Raw genomic sequence first — 20,068 nt, 5'->3', positions numbered from 1 at the left:
AATCAAATAAAACAGGTTATGTTTGACAAAGTGGTGAGAAGTATTTAATAATAGTGAAGATTTATCAAATAGATAAAAGAAGAAACCCTCCTGGGAGGAAATGAAATGTCAGATTATTTAGTAATAGTAGAATCACCTGCTAAGGCAAAAACAATTGAACGTTATTTGGGAAAAAAATACAGGGTAAAAGCATCGATGGGTCATGTACGTGACTTACCGAAAAGCCAAATGGGTGTTGATGAAAAAAATGACTTTACCCCAAAGTACATCACAATTCGCGGGAAAGGTCCTGTCTTAAAAGAATTGAAAACCGCTGCCAAAAAAGCGAAAAAAGTTTATCTTGCTGCTGACCCTGATAGGGAAGGTGAAGCAATTGCTTGGCACCTTGCACATAGTTTGGATATCGATCAACATTCTGAGTGTCGTGTCGTTTTCAATGAAATCACAAAAGATGCAATAAAAGAATCTTTCAAACATCCAAGAAAAATTAATATGGATTTAGTTGATGCACAGCAAGCAAGGAGAATTCTTGATCGCTTAGTCGGTTATAATATTAGCCCATTATTGTGGAAAAAGGTTAAAAAAGGACTAAGCGCAGGACGTGTTCAGTCGGTTGCAGTAAAAATGATTATTGATAGAGAAAGAGAGATTAATCAATTTAAACCAGAAGAATATTGGTCTATTGATGGCATATTTATGAAAGGTACTTCTAGCTTTGAAGGTTCTTTTTACGGTATTGATGGTAAAAAAACAAAATTACCTAACAAAGAAGTAGTTGAAAAAATACAAGCCAAATTAACAAGTAATCAATACAAAGTTGATAAAGTACAGAAAAAAGAAAGAAAACGAAACCCTTCTGCTCCTTTTACGACATCATCATTACAGCAAGAAGCGGCTCGGAAATTAAATTTCAGAGCTAAAAAAACAATGATGGTGGCACAGCAATTGTATGAAGGAATTGATTTAGGAAAAAAAGATGGTGGAATTACAGGATTAATCACTTATATGCGTACAGATTCTACTAGATTGTCTAATATAGCAAAGCAAGAAGGTAAGAATTATATTAGTGAAAATTATGGTGAGAGTTACATTGGAAATGTAACTGAAAAAAAGCGATCAGATGGAGCGCAAGATGCGCATGAAGCAATCCGACCAACATCGGCTTTTCGCAATCCAAGTACACTGAAAACGATATTGACTAGAGATCAATATCGCTTGTATAAACTAATATGGGATCGTTTCATTGCTTGTTTGATGGCACCAGCCGTTATGGATACTATGACCGTTACGATGAGCCAAAATGGTGTAATGTTTAGAGCAAGTGGATCCAAAATTAAATTTAAAGGATTTATGAAAGTATATATTGAAGGAACAGATGATAATAAAAAAGAAGAAGATAAATTTTTGCCTGAATTAGAGGAAGGCATGGTTGTGGAAGCAAAAGAGATTAAGCCAAATCAACACTTCACTCAGCCGCCACCACGATATACAGAAGCAAGACTAGTAAAAGTTATGGAAGAACAGGGAATAGGAAGACCGTCTACGTATGCTCCAACCTTAGACACGATTCAACGAAGAGGTTATGTCTCGCTAGATAATAAAAGATTTGTACCGACTGAATTAGGAGAAATCGTTATTGACTTAATAAAAGAATTTTTCCCTCAAATTATAGATGTTGATTTCACAGTGAAAATGGAGGGTGATTTAGACGATATCGAAGACGGGAAGATAGATTGGGTAGAAATAATTGATCAGTTCTACCAAGGTTTTGAAAAACGTTTAAAAATAGCAGAAGAAGAAATGGAAAAAATAGAAATTAGAGATGAACCAGCAGGTATTGACTGTGAAAAATGTGGTCATGAAATGGTTTATAAAATGGGGAGATATGGAAAATTCCTAGCGTGTTCTAATTTTCCCGACTGTCGCAATACGAAGCCAATACTTAAAGAAATAGGGGTAAAATGTCCAAGCTGTAAAACAGGTAATATCGTAGAAAGAAAATCAAAGAAGCGACGTACGTTTTATGGATGTGATAATTATCCGGAATGCGACTTCTTATCTTGGGAAAAACCAATTGCTCGTCCATGTCCGAAATGTCAAAGTTTACTCGTAGAGAAAAAATCTAAAAAAGGCGTGCAAATACAATGTTCTTCTTGTGATTATAAAGAAGAAGCACAGAAATAAATGACTATTAAGAAGTTGCCTGAGGGCAACTTCTTTTTCATATGCTTCTTAATAGTAAGGGGTGATTTATAAGAACATGAAAATTTTCAAGTTTGTTTAGTTTAAATAAAAATGGTTTAGGACATTAAAAAACAGGAAATCAATAGTAATGATTAATCTTAATAGTGCGAAAAATGATCCTATTAAAAATATTGTTTGACATCTAAGATACAACAGGCTATAATTCTCGATTGGTAAGTAATATTGCTTTACAGAAAAATGCATCAAACTTTAATAGTGAAAACCTTTCAGAATTTTTCGGTAATTTGGTAAAATTTATTGCATCGTCAGTATAGTTATGTTAAGCTTTAATCGCTTAGTGGAGGTGCAAATGGACGAATTTAAAAAACAACTTCAATCTTTTCAATCCTATCTTCAAATAGAAAAAAATGCATCAAATTATACGATAGATTTCTACAAAAAAGATATTGATTTATTTTATCAATTTTTATATGCGGAAGGGATCGCGCATTTACATCATGTAACACATCAAACGGTTCGATTATATTTGACTACTTTATATAATAAATCACTTGCAAGATCTAGTGTTTCTCGGAAAATCTCTAGTTTAAGGAGTTTTTATACCTACCTAGAAAGAGAAAATGTAGTTACTGATAATCCGTTTATGCAACTTGTGTTACCAAAAGATAAATCTCGTCTTCCAAATTTTCTATATGAAGAAGAATTAGAAAAGCTTTTTTTAATTAATGACCTCTCTACACCATTAGGTCAACGAAATCAAGCGATTTTAGAGGTGATGTATGCTACGGGAGTGCGTGTAAGTGAATGCGCTAATCTTACGCTAAATGCAATTGATTCAGATTTACAAACGATTTTAGTATTAGGAAAAGGTCGAAAAGAAAGGTATGTTCCATTTGGCAGTTTCGCTGCTAAGGCGTTAACCGATTACATGGAAGACGGAAGAAAGAAATTATTAGATAAATCTAAATTAAGCACAGATAAAGTTTTTTTAAATGCAAGGGGAAGACCGATTACATCAAGAGGAATTCGGTTAATTTTAAATAAAATGGTAGAAGATGCAGCTCTTACAATTAAACTACACCCACATAAATTACGACATTCATTCGCCACACATATGTTAAATGCAGGTGCTGATCTTCGAAGTGTTCAAGAACTACTTGGACATGAACACCTTTCATCTACACAAATTTATACACATGTAACAACGGATCGTTTACGTCATATTTATATGGATAGTCATCCAAGAGCAAAAAGAAATTGAGGTGATAGGATGAGTAATGAGTTTCATGCAACAACGATTTTTGCAGTCCAACATAACGGTCAATGTGCGATGAGTGGTGATGGTCAAGTGACGATGGGAAATGCGGTCGTTATGAAACATACTGCAAGGAAAGTTCGTAAATTATTTAAAGGCCAAGTATTAGCCGGTTTTGCTGGATCTGTTGCCGATGCTTTTACACTTTTTGAAAAATTCGAGGCGAAACTAGATACTTTTAATGGAAACTTGCAACGATCATCAGTCGAATTAGCTAAAGAATGGCGAAGTGATAAAGTGTTACGAAAATTAGAAGCAATGTTGATTGTGATGAATAAAGAGACATTACTTCTAGTATCCGGAACAGGGGAAGTAATTGAGCCTGATGACGGTATCTTAGCCATTGGTTCGGGTGGGAATTATGCGTTAGCGGCAGGCAGAGCGTTGAAGCGCTATAGTGGTGATAAATCCGCGAAAGAAATTGCACAATCAGCTTTGGAGATTGCTGGTGAAATTTGTGTCTATACGAACGATCAAATAACATTAGAAGTTATTGATTAGTTTAAGGAGGTTTTATAGGTGGATGTAGGTATGTCACCTAAACAAATTGTCGCAGAATTAGATCGTTTTATTATTGGTCAAAAGCAAGCGAAAAAGTCAGTGGCAGTAGCTTTGAGAAATCGCTATCGTCGTTCAAAATTGGACGATAGTATAAAGGATGAAATAGTACCAAAAAATATTTTAATGATTGGTCCAACAGGTGTAGGTAAAACTGAAATAGCAAGACGTTTAGCCAAACTAGTTGGTGCCCCTTTCTTAAAAGTAGAAGCAACAAAATTCACTGAAGTTGGATACGTAGGTAGAGATGTAGAGTCAATGGTGCGTGATTTGGTAGAGACATCGATTAGAATGGTGAAAGAACAAAAAATGTCACAAGTGCAAGAACGAGCGAGAAAGCATGCAAATGATCGCTTAATCAAGCTAATTGTTCCAATTGCAAAAAAACAACAAACTCAAGTCAAGAACCCATTTGAAATGCTTTTTAATAATGAGCAGACATCAGAAGAAACAGAAGAAAAATCTGCTGAAGTAAACCAAGAAATTCAAACTAAGCGCAAACAAATTGCTCAACAATTAGCATCAGGGGAGCTAGAGGATACAATAGTTACGGTTGAGGTTGAAGAACAATCAGCTAATATGTTTGATATGCTACAAGGTTCGGGAATAGAACAAATGGGGATGAATATGCAAGATGCGCTAGGGGCATTCATGCCAAAGAAAAAACATAAAAGAAAATTACCTGTAAAAGCAGCAAGGCAAGTATTAATCCATCAAGAGGCACAAAAATTAATTGATATGGATGAGGTAACTCAAGTCGCCTTAGATAAGGTTGAGCAATCAGGTATTATTTTTATTGATGAAATTGATAAAGTTGCGGGTAAGTCAGAGCAATCAGCGGATGTGTCTCGTGAAGGGGTGCAACGTGATATTTTACCGATTATTGAAGGATCGACGATTGTGACAAAGTATGGTCCAGTGAAAACAGATCACATTCTATTTATAGCTGCAGGTGCCTTTCATATGGCTAAACCTTCTGATTTAATTCCTGAGCTACAAGGTAGATTTCCGATAAGGGTAGAGCTAGAAAAGTTATCAATTAATGATTTCAAACGTATTTTAATAGAGCCATCTAATGCATTGTTAAAGCAATATCAAGCACTTTTAAAAACAGAAGACATTGAAGTAGTGTTTACTGATGAAGCTATTACAAATATTGCAAAAGTTGCTTATGAAGTAAATCAAGAAACTGATAATATTGGTGCCAGAAGACTTCATACCATTTTGGAGAAGTTATTAGAAGATTTATCATTTGAAGCGTCAGATGTAACAATGCCAACAATTGAAATAACTAAAGGTTATGTAGAAGACAAACTGGGTAAAATTGTTAAGGATAAAGATTTAAGTCAATATATCCTTTAAGATAATTAATATAGTTAAACAACAGCAACATTGAAAATCATTTTAACTTAAATGAGAACGGAGGAGCACAATGGAACTATTAGATCGCGCTAGAAAAATCAATTCGATATTACAGAAGACAACAGGGAAATCAGTAAACTTTAATGAGATGGCAGCTACATTAAGAGATATAATTACTGCAAATATTTTTGTTGTGAGTAGAAGGGGAAAGTTATTAGGATTTGCCATTAATCAGCAAATTGAAAACGCGAGAATGAAAGCTATGTTAGAAGACAGGCAGTTTCCAGAGGAGTATACAGATAGCTTGTTTAATATTAATGAAACTACTTCGAATATTGATATTGACAGTAAGTACACTGCCTTTCCTATAGAAAATCGTGAACTATTTAAAAGTGGGCTAACGACGCTTGTGCCTATCATAGGTGGGGGAGAAAGACTTGGGACTTTAATATTAAGTCGTTTAACTGATAGTTTTAACAATGATGACCTTTTACTTGCTGAATATGGTGCAACTGTAGTTGGTATGGAGATTTTACATGAAAAAACAGAAGAAATTGAGACAGAAGCACGAAGCAAAGCGGTTGTGCAAATGGCAATAAGTTCACTTTCATATAGTGAATTAGAGGCGATTGAACATATATTTGAAGAATTAGATGGTAATGAAGGTTTACTTGTAGCAAGTAAAATTGCAGATCGTGTAGGTATTACTCGTTCGGTTATCGTTAATGCCTTAAGGAAATTAGAAAGTGCAGGTGTGATAGAATCTAGATCACTTGGTATGAAAGGAACTTATATCAAAGTACTAAATAATAAGTTCCTTGTGGAGTTACAACGAATCAAATCAAATTAATTAATATGTGAAAAGACGCTTTTAAAAAAAGCGTCTTTTTTTTGCTGAAAATTCCATCTAATAGTAATAGAAAACAAAAAAACCTAAACACAAACTTAAACCTAAAATATAAAAAAACCTTAATTATTACAAAAAATGAGCAAATAAGACTAGTATAAGTGAAATGACTTATAATATCGTCTTTCAAGCGATTTTCAATAATGTATAAACGCTTAGATACTCTAGACAGTAAAACATACGTTTCATTTTTTTTAGAAATATGAGCGCATCATGATAGTACTTTTGACTCAATTAATCAATTTAGGTTGAAACTATAGTTAGTATATCCATAAATAGGATAGACACTTTATGATATTTAATTTACAATATTCGATATAAAATACATTTTTATAAGGGTTATTTATAGGAGGTGTTAATGTATGTCGTTATTTGGAGAATCAATTAGTGCACTTCAAAGTGGATTAAACTATTCAACATTGAAAAATCAAACAATCGCAAATAATATAGCAAACGTTGATACTGAAAATTATAAAACAAAAAACGTTGTCTTTAAAGATGTGTTACATAAACAATTAGATACTGAATTTCAAGCAAAACGAACACATGAAAAACATCTTACCTTCAACCGAACAAAAAATCAACCATTTCAAGTTGTAGCTAGTAAAAATACACAGTACAACCATAATGGGAATAATGTCGATATTGATAAAGAAATGTCTGAACTAGCAACAAATCAACTTTACTATCAAGCATTGGTAGATCGTTTAAATGGTAAATTTAATAGTTTACAGACCGTTATTCGTGGAGGAGGAGCGTAATTGAGTATATTTCATTCTATTAATACGAGTGCTAGTGCTTTAACTGCACAACGATTGCGCATGGACACGATATCATCAAATATCGCCAATGCGGAAACAACAAGGGCGACCGTTAATGAACAAGGGGAATATGAGCCATATAGAAGAAAAATGGTTACTTTTCAAGAAAGCGGCACACCTTTTTCATCATACCTAAATAAAGCGACAAAAAATACAAGTATTGGATCAGGAGTTAGAGTTGCAAGTATATCTGAGGATGATGAACCATTTACAATGGTGTATAACCCAAGCCACCCTGATGCTAACGAGGAAGGTTATGTAGCAATGCCAAACGTGGATACGCTAGAAGAGATGGTTGACCTTATGAGTGCAACAAGGTCATATGAAGCAAACGTGACATCGCTTAATGCTACTAAAGGTATGTTAATGAAAGCATTAGAAATAGGGAAATGATTATGAAAGGGATGTGAATAATGACTAGTGGGATTCAAAGTTTGCAATTGATGCCTCATTCGTTGAATCAAGCTGACCAAGCAAAAAGCGTATCGCCCAATAAGGCGCAAAAACAGTTTGCTTCAAGTTTGAAAGATGCAATCAACCAATTAAACACGTCACAAATAGTTTCGGACGAGAAGACGAAAGCTTTAGTTAACGGTGAGATTGATGACTTACATGATGTAATGATCACTGCTCAGAAGGCTAGTATCACCTTGAATACGGCAATAGAAGTGCAAAAAAAAGCAATAGATGCTTATAACGAAATAATGAGAATGCAGATTTAATTTAAAATGAAAGATGCGTTGCTTATGTTTTATGGAGGCAGAGGATGAAACAAAAAATAGAAAACTATAAAAATAATATAATAGATTATTGGCAAGCAAAATCAAAAAAACAAAAAGGGTTCTTTTTTTCTATGATTATTTTGTTTCTCGTCATCGTTATAGGCGGAACACTTTTGTTAGCTAGGCCAAATATGGTTGCACTGTATAATAATTTATCTGTTCAAGAAATTGGTCAGATAAAAGCTGAACTAGATGCACGTGGAGTTAAGTACGAATTAAAAGAGTCAGGTTCAACCATTATGGTGCCTAGCGACCAAGCGGATACGTTATTAGTTGACTTAGCTGCCCAAGGTATTCCGGATAGTGGTAGTATTGACTACTCATTTTTTAGCCAGAATACTTCGTGGGGGATGACAGATAACGAATTTGACGTGATGAAATTAGACGCGATGCAAACAGAACTTGCCGGATTAATTACTGGTATCTCCGGTATTGAAGATGCAACTGTCATGATCAATTTACCACAGGAGCAAGTTTTTATAAGTGATGATCAAGAAACAGCATCAGCTTCAGTTGTGCTCACTACGACACCGGGATATCAATTTGATGAAAGTCAAATTAATTCACTTTATCATTTAGTGTCAAAAACAGTACCTAACTTAGCTACTGATAATATTGTTATCATGGATCAAAATTTTAATTATTATGATCAAAAAGGATCAGAAAATATTGGAAGTGGAGATACATATGCAACACAGCAACAAATAAAACAGGACATTGAGCGTGATATCCAGCGCCGTGTCCAGCAATTACTTGGAACAATGATTGGTGCAGATAAAGTTGTTGCTTCTGTTACAGCTGACGTTGATTTCACAAAAGAAAATCGTATAGAAGAAATTGTTGAACCAGTGGATGAAGAAGAAAAAGAAGGATTACCAGTTAGTGTAGAAACTATTACAGAAACGTATACAGGTGAAGGAGCCGCAGCAGCAGGAACACCAGGGGTAGGGGAAGAAGACATAGCTAACTATCCTGCTACTGAAGATGGAAATAACGGGGAGTACGAAATGGTTCAGGAGTCTATCAACTATGAATTCGATCGTATTACACGTGAAATTGTTGAAAGTCCATATAAAGTTCGCGATTTAGGAATTCAAATTGCAGTAGATAACTCAAAGGAAACACTTGCTGAAAATGGAGAACCGGAGTTGTTAACGGCACAAGAACAAGCAGATGTAGAGGCAAGTATTGCATCTATTTTAGATTCAATTATATCAACGTCTGTAGATGAAACATATGGGGATATTGATCCTCAAGAAAAAACTTCTATTGTGTTCCAAACCTTTAATCACACACAAGGACAAAAGCCTTTAATGACAGGGATACCGACTTGGGTTTATATTATTGGTGCCATCTTATTAATTGGTATTATTGCTTTAATTATTATCATTGTTAGAAAAAGAAGAACAGAAGATGAAGTTATAAGTGAAGAGGTAAACGTACAGAATGAAATTGAGATACCAGATATTGAAAACAAAGCTGATACAGAATCATCTATTAGAAGAAAGCAGCTAGAAAAAATGGCAAAAGACAAACCTGAAGAATTTGCCAAATTACTACGCAGCTGGATTGCAGAAGATTAGGGGGAAACCTTTATGGTCGTACGAAATAAAAAACTGACAGGAAAACAAAAAGCTGCGATTCTATTAATATCATTAGGTCCAGATGTTTCTGCTCAAGTTTACAAACACTTAACGGAAGAAGAAATAGAAAAACTAACATTAGAAATTTCATCTGTTAAAAAAGTAGAATCAGATCAAAAAGAAGTAGTGCTAGATCAATTCCACCAGATTGCATTAGCGCAAGACTATATTACTCAAGGTGGGATTAATTATGCTAAAACAGTGCTAGAAAAAGCATTGGGTGCAGAGGAAGCAACAAATATTGTTAATCGTTTGACTTCCTCTCTACAAGTTAAACCATTTGATTTTGCACGAAGAGCTGAACCCGGTCAAATTTTGAATTTTATTCAAAACGAACATCCGCAAACAATCGCACTTATTTTGTCTTATTTAGAAAAAGAGCAAGCTGGTCAAATTCTTTCAGAACTTCCTCAAGAAATGCAAGCTGATATTGCAAAGCGAATTGCATTAATGGATTCTACTTCACCGGAAATAATTAATGAAGTAGAACAAATATTAGAGAGGAAATTGTCTGCAACGGTTACCCAAGATTACACACAAACTGGTGGGATACAAGCAGTTGTTGAAGTGTTAAATGGGGTAGATCGTAGTACAGAGCGAACAATTTTGGATGCATTGGAAATTCAAGATCCAGAATTAGCAGAAGAAATTAAGAAACGTATGTTTGTCTTTGAAGATATTGTTACATTAGACAACCGGGCGATTCAACGTGTTGTTCGTGAAGTTGAAAATGATGACCTCCGCTTAGCGTTGAAAGTAGCAAGTGATGAAGTGAAAGAAGTTGCGTTTAGCAACATGTCTACTAGAATGGTTGAAACCTTTAAAGAGGAAATGGAATTTATGGGGCCTGTCAGATTGCGTGATGTAGAGGAAGCTCAAACTCGAATTGTTTCTGCTATTCGTCGTTTAGAAGAGGTTGGAGAAATTGTAATTGCTCGCGGTGGAGGAGATGATATTATTGTGTAGTCCTTCTCGCAAAGTGATTGGTCTTAGACCTATTCATTTACCAAAAATAGATGTGGAAGAAGAGCAACAGAGTTATGAAGATAAATTTGTTCAAATTACAAAAGCTGAACAGCAATTACAAGAACAAAAACAAGACACCCAAGAATGGATAGAGACAAAACACAAGCAAATAGAAGCAGAGAAAATAGCATGGCAAGAAGAAAAGTTAACATGGATTGAGCAAGCAAAAGAAGAAGGGTACAACGCTGGTTTTGAACAAGGCAAACAAGAAAGTCTATTAAATTATCAAAATTTAATTCATGAAGCAAAAAAAATAATAGACATCACTAGGGCTGAACGAATGGAAATGATAACTCAAAATGAACGATTTATTTTAAACATAAGCTTAGATGCCGCAACGAAAATTGTTCATCAATCAATTGTTGACAAAGATGCTTACATAGAAATAGTTAAAAGTGTGTTACAAGAAGCAAGAGAACAACCTACCATTCAAATACATGCACATCCAGATGATTATCTTATTTGCCAAAAATATAAAGACGAACTTTTTTCTATCGTAGATCCAAAAATAGAGTTAAGCTTTTATCCTGATGATACATTACAGGTGGGGAGCTGTGTTATAGAGACTCCAATTGGGAAAATTGATGCAAGTATAGATACACAACTTGAAAATCTACGCAATCAATTGCATGCGTTGTTGGAGGAAATGGATAGTGAATCTTGAACGTTTTGCGGAACATGTGAAGCAAGCTGATTTGTATAAATATTATGGCAAAATAAAGCGTGTGATTGGACTAATGATTGAGTCAGTCGGACCATCTGTCAGTATCGGCAATGTTTGCTACATCCATACGTCAGATACAACGAAAATTTTAGCTGAAGTGGTTGGTTTTCATAATGAAAATGTGCTGCTCATGCCATATGCTTCTATTAATGAAATTAGTCCAGGAAGTTTGGTGGAAGCGACTAATGCCCCTTTGACAATCAAGGTGGGAAAAGGTTTGGTTGGGAATATAGTTAATGCGATTGGCGAACCATTGGACGAATCAGCGTTACCAAAGGGATTGCTACCTTATCATACAGAACAATCACCACCCAACCCTTTAGCACGACCGAGAATTTTAGAACCAATCCAAATTGGTGTTAAAACGATTGATACCTTATTAACAGTAGGGAAAGGTCAACGCGTGGGGATATTTGCTGGAAGTGGCGTTGGAAAAAGTACTTTACTAGGTATGATTGCTCGTAATAGCGAAGCTGACATTAACGTCATTGCTTTGATTGGTGAAAGAGGTAGAGAAGTTAGAGAGTTTGTAGAAAAAGACCTTGGTGAAGAAGGTTTGAAAAAATCTATTGTCATTGTTGCAACATCTGATCAGCCTGCATTAATGCGAATTAAAGGTGCTTATACGGCAACAGCAATAGCTGAATATTTTAGAGACCAAAACTACAATGTGAATTTAATGATGGATTCTGTTACTAGAGTTGCGATGGCACAACGAGAAGTAGGGTTGGCAATCGGTGAACCACCTACAACAAAAGGATATACACCTTCTGTATTTGCCATGTTGCCAAAGTTGTTAGAAAGGACGGGTACAAGCAGTAAGGGAACGATTACTGCTTTTTATACCGTGCTAGTTGATGGAGATGATTTAAATGATCCAATTGCAGATACAACTAGAGGAATATTGGATGGACATTTTGTTTTGGATCGAAAATTAGCAGAACAAGGACAGTATCCTGCTATTAATGTACTTAAATCAATTAGTCGTGTTATGCCACAAATCACATCAACAAAAGAACAACAATTAGCACAAGAAATCCGAGCTATTTTAGCAACGTATGAGGAAAATTATGAACTTATTCAAATTGGTGCATATAAAAAAGGGGCAAGTAAAGAAGTCGATCATGCGATTCAATTTCATCCTAAAGTCATTCGCTTTTTAAAACAAGAAATGGACGAAGCAGTTTCAAGGGAACAGGCATTTGAGATAATGAAGGAAACGTTGTATGGAGGGGTTAATTAATGGCAGAAATACACGCTTTTCAAAAAATACTATCCCACCAAGAGCGGTTGAAAAAAAATGCACAGATGGAATACAAACAATCTGTTGATCAATTTGAAACTGTAGCGACAACATTGTACCAGTTGTTGAGAAAAAAGGAAGAAGTGCAAGCTCAATATAATTACTACTTAGAGTCTACTGGTACCGTGACGACGTTAGCGACTCACCATGCTTATATCGACGGGATAAAAAGTAAAATAAAGCATATCCAAGCTCAAGTTGATCAAGCAAGAACTCAAATGGAACTTAAACAGGATAACTTGACAGCAGCTCATGTAGAAGTAAAAAAAATCGAAAAGATTGTTGAAACTAAACAATTAAATAAAAAAAATAGTATTTTATATAAAGAATCAAAACAATTAGATGAAACGTCGATGCGACAGTTTTTAAAGAATGAAATTAGGTGAATTAAATGGCTCAAACACAAGAAAAAACAAAACGTAAAAAAGCAGGTTTTTTTCAATGGGTATTAGTCATTATCGTCCCACTGATTTTCTTAATCATTGTACTATCTATTGTTCTGTCTTTAATGGGGATTGATGTCATTAATAAATCAAAGGAAATAGCAAATCAAGTTCCTATAATATCAACAGTAGTTACAACCCAAGAAGAAGAAGATAAAGCTCGGGAGCAGGATAACTTTAAAAATCAACTAGCTGAAAAAGATAGTAAAATTGAAACATTAGAAGTGGAAGTGTCTTCTCAAAGTCAAACAATTGACGAATTGAATCAAGAGGTTGTGAAGTTAACAGAGCAGTTAGCACAAGCGACTGAAAATAAAGAAGTGGATCAAAAAGAAATAAAAAATTTAACAAAGCTAACAAAGTCATATGAAGAAATGAAACCAGATCGCGCTGCATCTATATTAGCTAGTGTAGATTTGGAAACGACCACCGCGATACTAAACGAAATGAAAGATGAAGATCGTGGAGAAGTCTTGAGTCAAATGGATGCAGAAATTGCTGCCAAATTAACAAAAAGCTTGTTAGAATAACCATTTAAAGTTGAAAGGGGGTGAAAAAATGCATATCGGTACTTTATTAACACACGTTTCAACACGAAGTATGGCTCATAATTTAAATGTACCTAAGCAAGAAAGTGAGGGTCAATTTGGTAACATACTTAAAGTTATCTCCAATAGCGGCCTCACGAATAGATCTAGTTCTATTCGAACGATGTTAACAAGTAAAGATGCGTCAGAACAAGATTTATTACAATTTTTACAGCAGTTTGATCAAAATAAAGAACATATTTTACAGCTATTAGGAATTGATTCGCAACAATTAGAGCAATTCTCGGAACAATTAAGCCAAGAAGAGTTAACAGCGCTACAAGAAAAACTAGATATAGATGGATTGAATAAAATCGATGCAGCTATAATACATTGGTACATTAGCAACAATCAACAAATTCAGACACAACAAAGTCTTGATTTGGAGAATGCTTTTACTGTACAAAATCTAGCTTTTGCTCAATCGTCAATAAAACCAATGGATAGTAGCGAAACAATTTTAGAAAAAGCGAACCAGTTATGGGGTCAAATAAAGGATGTACTGCAACAGATAAATGCTAAGGGGTCGACCAATGAACTGAGTGCTCAATTACTAAAATTAATGAAGCAATGGAATGAGATGAACCATACTTCATCGAATACTGCTAATCAAGTGTTGTCAAATCAAAAAGGTGCTGAAGCTAAATTATGGAACCAGTTGATGCATGTTTACCAAAAAAGATTGAATGGTGCTGTAAAGGGAGCATATCAAACTAATGCAACAGTGACTTCAACAGATGTTGCTAAATGGGTTAAAAATGCCCTCTCCAACTATTCCAATGAAGCAAGTGATATAAAACAAACGAACACAGCAATACCTAATGCAACTGGTCAATCTATCTCAAAAGTTGAACAATATCTAGTCTATATGAATCAATCAAATACAAGTAACACAAAAGCAACACAGAATGAGTTAATAGAAAAATTTCAGCAAATTCTTAAATCAAGTCAGTTTTTCTCAAAGGCAAAAGGATCAAATGAGCTATTGCTACGCTTAAATCCAAGACAGCTTGGAGATATAACAGTTAAAATGATTCAACAAAATGGTGAAATGCTTGTTAAGATTACAACAACTACGCAATTAGCTAAAGATGCGTTAGAAGGTAATTTACAACAATTAAAGCATATGTTCTCTCCACAACAAGTTGTTATTGAAAAACAAGAAACGCAGCAATTTCAATTATCACAACAAGATGCACAGGGGGAATTTGGTGAGCAAATGTCAGAATCCTCTCATCAAGAAGATGATGCGAATAATAAGCGAGATGAACCAACAACGGATGAATCATTAAGTTTTCAAGAGCTGCTGATGAATGAGAAAGTGTAGGTGAAGTAAGGTGACAAAAATTGACCCATCGTATTATTTAAGCAATCAGCCCAGAGGGACTGGTGGCTCAAATTTAGGTAAAGATGAATTTCTGAAAATTCTTATGGCTCAGCTTGCAAACCAAGACCCATTAAATCCAATGGAAGATAAAGAATTTATCTCACAAATGGCAACATTTTCTTCGTTAGAACAAATGATGAATATGAACCAGTCGATTAGTTATTTAGTAAATAATCAATCGGTGTCTCCGGTTATACAGTATAGTCATTTAATCGGTAAAGAAGTGACTTTTTATAAATTTGATGAGGAAACAGGGGAAATCGTTGAACCAAAAGAAGAAATAACAAGCTCCGTTATTGCGGTGAGTGAAAAAAAAGGATTTGCCGTATTAGAACTAGAAAATGGTCAAAATATTTATACAGATGAGGTTATCAAAATTGAAGAGCCTGCTAACGAGTAGTTCTAAAAATTAGAGAGGGGATTATTATGGATCATCGTATCCAACAGGTGCACCAACATGTTTTATTGCCAAACAAACCAAATAAAACAGTTAAAACTGAAAATAAAACAAATTTTAAAGATGTATTAACAGGTGCCCAATCTTTTAAAATTAGCAAGCATGCTCAAACACGTTTAGATGAAAGAAACATTAGGATTGATGCATCAAAATGGGAGAGCATTTTTGAGAAAGTAAGTGAAGCGAAACAAAAAGGTGTTACTGATTCACTTGTTATAACGGACGAGGCAACATTACTTGTTAGCGTGAAGAATAACACCGTAGTTACAGCATTGGATAGAAAAGAAATGCAAAGCCGCATTTTTACAAACATCAACGGAACAATAGTCATTGATTAGGCTGGACCCTATCCGGGAAGCCGAGAGCTGTGGAATGATAGAAACAGCCATTTTATAACTTATAAATGAGAGGAATGAATGTTACATGTTACGTTCAATGTATGCTGGTATTTCAGGAATGAGAGGGTTTCAAACAAAGCTAGATGTTGTTGGTAATAATATTGCAAACGTTAATACATCCGGTTTCAAAAAGGGTCGTGTTACATTTCAAGATATGATGAGTCAAACGATGTCAGGTGCACAAGCTCCAACAACTATTCGAGGAGGTATTAACCCATCACAAGTAGGTTTAGGTTCGCAGGTAGGTTCGATTGATAATATTCAAACACAAGGTAATCGTCAAACAACGAACAGAACGTTAGATATGGCACTTGAAGGTGATGGAATGTTTGTTTTAGGAAGAGGTCTAGATGCCTCGGACGACGTTGACATGCAAGCATCAGATATTAGCTTTAGTCGTTCTGGAAATTTCTATTTAGATGATGATGGATATATCGTTAATCCGAATGGGCTGTATTTATTAGGGGAAGGTGCTACTGCGGATGCAAACGGGGATATGGCTTTAAGTGGAGATTTGAGTCGAATCCAAATTCCAGCTAATGCTGCTAGCTTCAGTATAGCTGCAGATGGTACGGTGAACTATGTTGATGAGAATAACAATGTACAGGTTGCGGGGCAAATTCGCTTGGCATCATTCTCAAATCCAGGTGGTTTACAAAAAAGTGGATCAAATACGTTCCAATTAACAAATAACTCTGGAGTATTTACTGATGACGGAGTTTTCAATAATCTTGCTGATTTAGTTATTCCAGAAAGTAACGGATCTGCTTCTGTAGTATCAGGTGCATTAGAGATGTCTAATGTTGACCTTGCTGAAGAATTTACTGAAATGATTACTGCTCAGCGAGGTTTTCAGGCAAACACTAGAATTATAACAACTTCAGATGAAATACTTCAAGAGTTGGTTAACCTGAAACGATAATAAAGGGGGCATGGAGCAAGTCTAACAAACTTGCTCCAAATACAAATGATTGAGATTACAAAATTCACTGGGGAAACATTTACACTAAATGCATTGTATATTGAGCAAATACAATCCTTTCCTGATACAACAATAACATTAATAAACGGAAAGAAACTCGTTGTTCGAGAAACACATTCTGAAGTGATTGAAGCAGTCGATCAGTATTACCAAAAGATTGGTATACAAGGATTTCAAAAAGAAGTGAGTGAAAAAGATGAATCCTAAACTATTTAAAACAATGATAACAAGCTTAATTATTATCACTATTGCTGGCGTTGGAGCAATTGCTTATATCGTTCTTAACAATGATGATAAAACATCTGACGAGTTAAGTATTAAAGAGATGGTAGAATATTCTCATACAACAGAGGAAATGAATACAGACTTAAAAGATGATAGTTTCGTACAGGTGCAATTTCAATTGATTACAGACAGTAAAAAAGCAAAAAAAGAAGTGATTAATCGACAATTTCAATTAAAAAACTTCTTAATTAAAGAGTCGGTTGATTTGACAGAAAAAGATTTTCAAGAAGGATTATCAACACTAGAAACTAAATTAAAAGATCAAATGAATGAGCTTATGGATGATGGTAAGATCATCGATGTATATATTATTAGTAAAATTATACAATGATAGGGCTCCTGTCGAGGAGGTGAAGAAGTTTGGCAGATGAAATATTATCACAAAATGAAATTGATGCTTTATTATCTGCACTATCATCCGGAGAGATGGATGCAAATCAACTCAGGCAAGATGAAGCAACTAACAAAGTACGTGTGTACGATTTTAAACGTGCACTCCGCTTTTCTAAAGACCAAATAAGAAGTATATCACGAATACATGAAAATTTTGCGCGATTGTTGACGACGTATTTTTCTGCACAATTACGAACATACGTACATATTTCAGTAGCATCGGTTGATCAAATCCCATATGAAGAATTTATTCGCTCTATACCAACAATGACAATATTAAATGTTTATAGTATGTCACCACTCAATGGGAGAATTATTTTTGAATTTAATCCTAATATTGCGTATGCAATGCTTGAACGCATGTTAGGAGGGCAAGGCGGAAGTGTTAACAAAGTAGATTCACTTACCGAAATTGAATCCACTTTAATGACACAGCTTTTTGAAAATGGTTTGGATTACTTGCAAGAAGCTTGGTCCTCTTTTGTTGATATCGATCCAATGCTAGAGGAGTTTGAGGTAAATCCACAATTTTTACAACTAGTATCACCGAATGAGACGGTCGTTGTCGTGTCATTAGATACTACGATAGGTGACAGTAGCGGAATGATAAATATATGTATTCCTCATGTGGTACTAGAACCAATAATACCGAAATTATCTGTCCATTATTGGATGCAGACCGAAAATAATAAAGAAAGAAAACCTGGTGAGTACGAGGATTTAACTAAAAACTTAGAAGCAGCTAAATTAAACATGCAAGTTTTATTAGGGCAAACTAAAATTACGATGAATGATTTATTGAATTTGCAAACGAATGATGTCATACAATTGAGTCAGTCTATTGTAGATCCATTAGTATTGTTGGCTGATGAAGAGCCTCTTTTCTACGTGCAACCAGGCAAGAAAAAGAATAAGCTAGCTGTGCAGATATTAGAAGAAATAAAAAAGGGGGAATCCAATTGATGAATGACGGTATGTTGTCACAAGATGAAATTAATGCGCTACTTAATGGTACAGATGATAGTGGGTTAAGCAATTCAAGTGACGACACAAAAACAGAAGTAGAAGATGTGTTATCTGATGTTGAAATCGATGCATTAGGTGAAATTGGTAATATATCATTTGGAAGTTCAGCAACAACTCTTTCAACATTATTGAGTCAAAAAGTAGAAATAACAACACCGACAATATCTACCATTAAACAAAATGAGTTAGCTGATGAATTTCCTAAACCACATGTTGGTGTTGAAGTACAATATACAGATGGGTTTGAAGGTGTGAACTTGTTTGTGTTGAAATCAAATGATGCTGCGATAATTGCAGATTTAATGCTTGGTGGAGATGGTCATACAACGAATGAAGATTTAAGTGACATTCATTTAAGTGCAGTACAGGAAGCGATGAATCAAATGATGGGTACAGCGGCTACTAGTATGTCAACTGTATTCCATAAACGAGTAGACATATCACCACCTTCCATCATGATTTTTGATGTACAAACTGAAAAGAATAATCAGTACATCCCTGATGATGATGTATTAATTAAAGTCTCATTTCAATTAAAAATTGGAGAATTAATCGATTCTAATATTATGCAAATATTACCAATACCGTTTGCTAAAAATATGGTAGATGGATTATTGAATCCTCCAACAAATAATGAGAGTCAAACTACTGAAACAAGCAATCAGTCGTCAAATATACAACATACGAATGAGGCTAGCGCAACAAATTCAGATATACAAGTAAAGCCGAAACATTTAGGTGAAAGTACCCATGAAAGTGCGACAGTGCACTCCGCTTCATTTTCCAATTTTGAGCAAGTGGATTTACCTAAACATGAAAAACGAAACTTAGATATGTTGTTAGATATCCCTCTACAAGTAACTGTAGAATTGGGTAGAACATCCCATACAGTGAAAGATATCTTAGAATTATCTTCTGGCTCTATTATTGAATTAGATAAGCTTGCAGGTGAGCCAGTAGATATTCATGTAAACAATAAATTAATCGCACAAGGTGAAGTCGTCGTGATTGATGAAAATTTTGGTGTGCGTGTAACAGATATTGTTAGTCAATCAGATAGATTAAAAAAATTAAAGTAAAAGGTATGGAGGGGTTAACATGGCACAAAGCATATTAATTGTTGATGACGCAGCTTTCATGCGTATGATGATTAAAGATATATTGGTTAAAAATGGATTTGATGTTGTTGGGGAAGCACAAGATGGACATGAAGCAGTAGAAAAGTATAAAGAACATACACCTGATTTAGTAACAATGGACATTACAATGCCTGAAAAAGATGGAATAACGGCATTAAAAGAAATTAAACAAATAAATCCCGATGCTATTATTATTATGTGCTCAGCAATGGGACAACAAGCAATGGTAATTGATGCGATTCAAGCTGGAGCTAAAGATTTTATTGTTAAACCATTTCAAGCTGATAGAGTAATAGAAGCAATTCAAAAAGCATTAGGTTGAGTG

23 protein-coding genes are annotated in these 20,068 nt (G+C 34.8%); all 23 read left to right on the top strand.

Going from position 1 to position 20,068, the window contains the following annotated elements:
• The first annotated feature begins 105 nt into the window (after window positions 1–105).
• The 23 genes from topA to ACH6CY_RS01235 all read left to right on the top strand — a co-directional run bounded on the left by topA (window position 106) and on the right by ACH6CY_RS01235 (window position 20,065).
• Complete coding sequence (topA, locus tag ACH6CY_RS01345; protein ID WP_374065406.1) at window positions 106–2,184, top strand: type I DNA topoisomerase; 2,079 nt, start codon at window positions 106–108, stop codon at window positions 2,182–2,184.
• Between the two features lie 370 nt (window positions 2,185–2,554).
• A complete protein-coding gene (gene xerC, locus ACH6CY_RS01340) occupies window positions 2,555–3,466 on the top strand; it encodes a tyrosine recombinase XerC (protein WP_374065405.1) in 912 nt (303 codons plus the stop codon).
• 9 nt (window positions 3,467–3,475) lie between these two features.
• Window positions 3,476–4,021: an ATP-dependent protease subunit HslV gene (hslV, locus tag ACH6CY_RS01335; protein ID WP_374065404.1), complete on the top strand. Its 546-nt coding sequence runs from the start codon at window positions 3,476–3,478 to the stop codon at window positions 4,019–4,021.
• Between the two features lie 30 nt (window positions 4,022–4,051).
• Window positions 4,052–5,440 carry an ATP-dependent protease ATPase subunit HslU gene (gene hslU, locus ACH6CY_RS01330; protein WP_374065496.1) on the top strand — a complete coding sequence of 463 codons (1,389 nt, stop codon included), beginning with the start codon at window positions 4,052–4,054 and terminating at the stop codon, window positions 5,438–5,440.
• A 70-nt stretch (window positions 5,441–5,510) separates the two neighbouring features.
• Window positions 5,511–6,290 carry a GTP-sensing pleiotropic transcriptional regulator CodY gene (codY, locus tag ACH6CY_RS01325; protein ID WP_374065403.1) on the top strand — a complete coding sequence of 260 codons (780 nt, stop codon included), beginning with the start codon at window positions 5,511–5,513 and terminating at the stop codon, window positions 6,288–6,290.
• A gap of 419 nt (window positions 6,291–6,709) precedes the next feature.
• A complete protein-coding gene (flgB, locus tag ACH6CY_RS01320; RefSeq protein ID WP_374065402.1) occupies window positions 6,710–7,108 on the top strand; it encodes a flagellar basal body rod protein FlgB in 399 nt (132 codons plus the stop codon).
• Window positions 7,109–7,561: a flagellar basal body rod protein FlgC gene (gene flgC / locus ACH6CY_RS01315; RefSeq protein ID WP_374065401.1), complete on the top strand. Its 453-nt coding sequence runs from the start codon at window positions 7,109–7,111 to the stop codon at window positions 7,559–7,561.
• Between the two features lie 50 nt (window positions 7,562–7,611).
• A complete protein-coding gene (gene fliE, locus ACH6CY_RS01310) occupies window positions 7,612–7,890 on the top strand; it encodes a flagellar hook-basal body complex protein FliE (RefSeq protein WP_483874853.1) in 279 nt (92 codons plus the stop codon).
• Between the two features lie 44 nt (window positions 7,891–7,934).
• The gene (fliF, locus tag ACH6CY_RS01305; RefSeq protein WP_374065398.1) at window positions 7,935–9,533 is read left to right on the top strand and encodes a flagellar basal-body MS-ring/collar protein FliF; all 1,599 of its coding nucleotides are present in this window, start codon (window positions 7,935–7,937) and stop codon (window positions 9,531–9,533) included.
• 12 nt (window positions 9,534–9,545) lie between these two features.
• Window positions 9,546–10,559 carry a flagellar motor switch protein FliG gene (gene fliG, locus ACH6CY_RS01300; protein WP_374065397.1) on the top strand — a complete coding sequence of 338 codons (1,014 nt, stop codon included), beginning with the start codon at window positions 9,546–9,548 and terminating at the stop codon, window positions 10,557–10,559.
• A gap of 13 nt (window positions 10,560–10,572) precedes the next feature.
• On the top strand, window positions 10,573–11,283 hold the full coding sequence (gene fliH / locus ACH6CY_RS01295; protein ID WP_374065396.1) for a flagellar assembly protein FliH: 711 nt from the start codon (window positions 10,573–10,575) through the stop codon (window positions 11,281–11,283).
• The gene (fliI, locus tag ACH6CY_RS01290; RefSeq protein WP_374065395.1) at window positions 11,273–12,586 is read left to right on the top strand and encodes a flagellar protein export ATPase FliI; all 1,314 of its coding nucleotides are present in this window, start codon (window positions 11,273–11,275) and stop codon (window positions 12,584–12,586) included. The genes fliH and fliI overlap by 11 nt, the downstream gene beginning before the upstream one ends.
• Window positions 12,586–13,032, top strand: coding sequence for a flagellar export protein FliJ (gene fliJ / locus ACH6CY_RS01285; RefSeq protein WP_374065394.1), 447 nt, complete (start codon window positions 12,586–12,588; stop codon window positions 13,030–13,032). Before fliI ends, fliJ begins: the two co-directional genes overlap by 1 nt.
• Window positions 13,033–13,037: 5 nt before the next feature.
• On the top strand, window positions 13,038–13,619 hold the full coding sequence (locus tag ACH6CY_RS01280; RefSeq protein WP_374065393.1) for a MotE family protein: 582 nt from the start codon (window positions 13,038–13,040) through the stop codon (window positions 13,617–13,619).
• Window positions 13,620–13,647: 28 nt separating this feature from the next.
• A complete protein-coding gene (locus tag ACH6CY_RS01275; protein WP_374065392.1) occupies window positions 13,648–15,003 on the top strand; it encodes a flagellar hook-length control protein FliK in 1,356 nt (451 codons plus the stop codon).
• A gap of 10 nt (window positions 15,004–15,013) precedes the next feature.
• Window positions 15,014–15,463 carry a flagellar hook assembly protein FlgD gene (flgD, locus tag ACH6CY_RS01270; RefSeq protein ID WP_374065391.1) on the top strand — a complete coding sequence of 150 codons (450 nt, stop codon included), beginning with the start codon at window positions 15,014–15,016 and terminating at the stop codon, window positions 15,461–15,463.
• A gap of 26 nt (window positions 15,464–15,489) precedes the next feature.
• The gene (locus tag ACH6CY_RS01265) at window positions 15,490–15,858 is read left to right on the top strand and encodes a TIGR02530 family flagellar biosynthesis protein (RefSeq protein ID WP_374065390.1); all 369 of its coding nucleotides are present in this window, start codon (window positions 15,490–15,492) and stop codon (window positions 15,856–15,858) included.
• 85 nt (window positions 15,859–15,943) lie between these two features.
• Window positions 15,944–16,840: a flagellar basal body rod protein FlgG gene (gene flgG / locus ACH6CY_RS01260; RefSeq protein WP_374065389.1), complete on the top strand. Its 897-nt coding sequence runs from the start codon at window positions 15,944–15,946 to the stop codon at window positions 16,838–16,840.
• A gap of 45 nt (window positions 16,841–16,885) precedes the next feature.
• Window positions 16,886–17,107, top strand: coding sequence for a flagellar FlbD family protein (locus ACH6CY_RS01255; RefSeq protein ID WP_374065388.1), 222 nt, complete (start codon window positions 16,886–16,888; stop codon window positions 17,105–17,107).
• A complete protein-coding gene (locus ACH6CY_RS01250) occupies window positions 17,097–17,516 on the top strand; it encodes a flagellar basal body-associated FliL family protein (protein WP_374065386.1) in 420 nt (139 codons plus the stop codon). Before ACH6CY_RS01255 ends, ACH6CY_RS01250 begins: the two co-directional genes overlap by 11 nt.
• 29 nt (window positions 17,517–17,545) lie before the next feature.
• Window positions 17,546–18,541 (top strand): flagellar motor switch protein FliM, encoded by a 996-nt coding sequence (fliM, locus tag ACH6CY_RS01245; RefSeq protein ID WP_374065385.1) that lies wholly within the window; start codon window positions 17,546–17,548, stop codon window positions 18,539–18,541.
• A complete protein-coding gene (gene fliY / locus ACH6CY_RS01240; RefSeq protein WP_374065384.1) occupies window positions 18,538–19,683 on the top strand; it encodes a flagellar motor switch phosphatase FliY in 1,146 nt (381 codons plus the stop codon). The genes fliM and fliY overlap by 4 nt, the downstream gene beginning before the upstream one ends.
• A gap of 19 nt (window positions 19,684–19,702) precedes the next feature.
• The gene (locus tag ACH6CY_RS01235) at window positions 19,703–20,065 is read left to right on the top strand and encodes a response regulator (RefSeq protein ID WP_374065383.1); all 363 of its coding nucleotides are present in this window, start codon (window positions 19,703–19,705) and stop codon (window positions 20,063–20,065) included.
• Window positions 20,066–20,068 lie beyond the last annotated feature (3 nt).

The sequence above is a fragment of the Paraliobacillus sp. JSM ZJ581 genome, from assembly GCF_044383835.1.
Lineage (GTDB): Bacteria > Bacillota > Bacilli > Bacillales > Amphibacillaceae > Paraliobacillus.
This window is presented reverse-complemented; position numbering and strand designations above follow the sequence as displayed.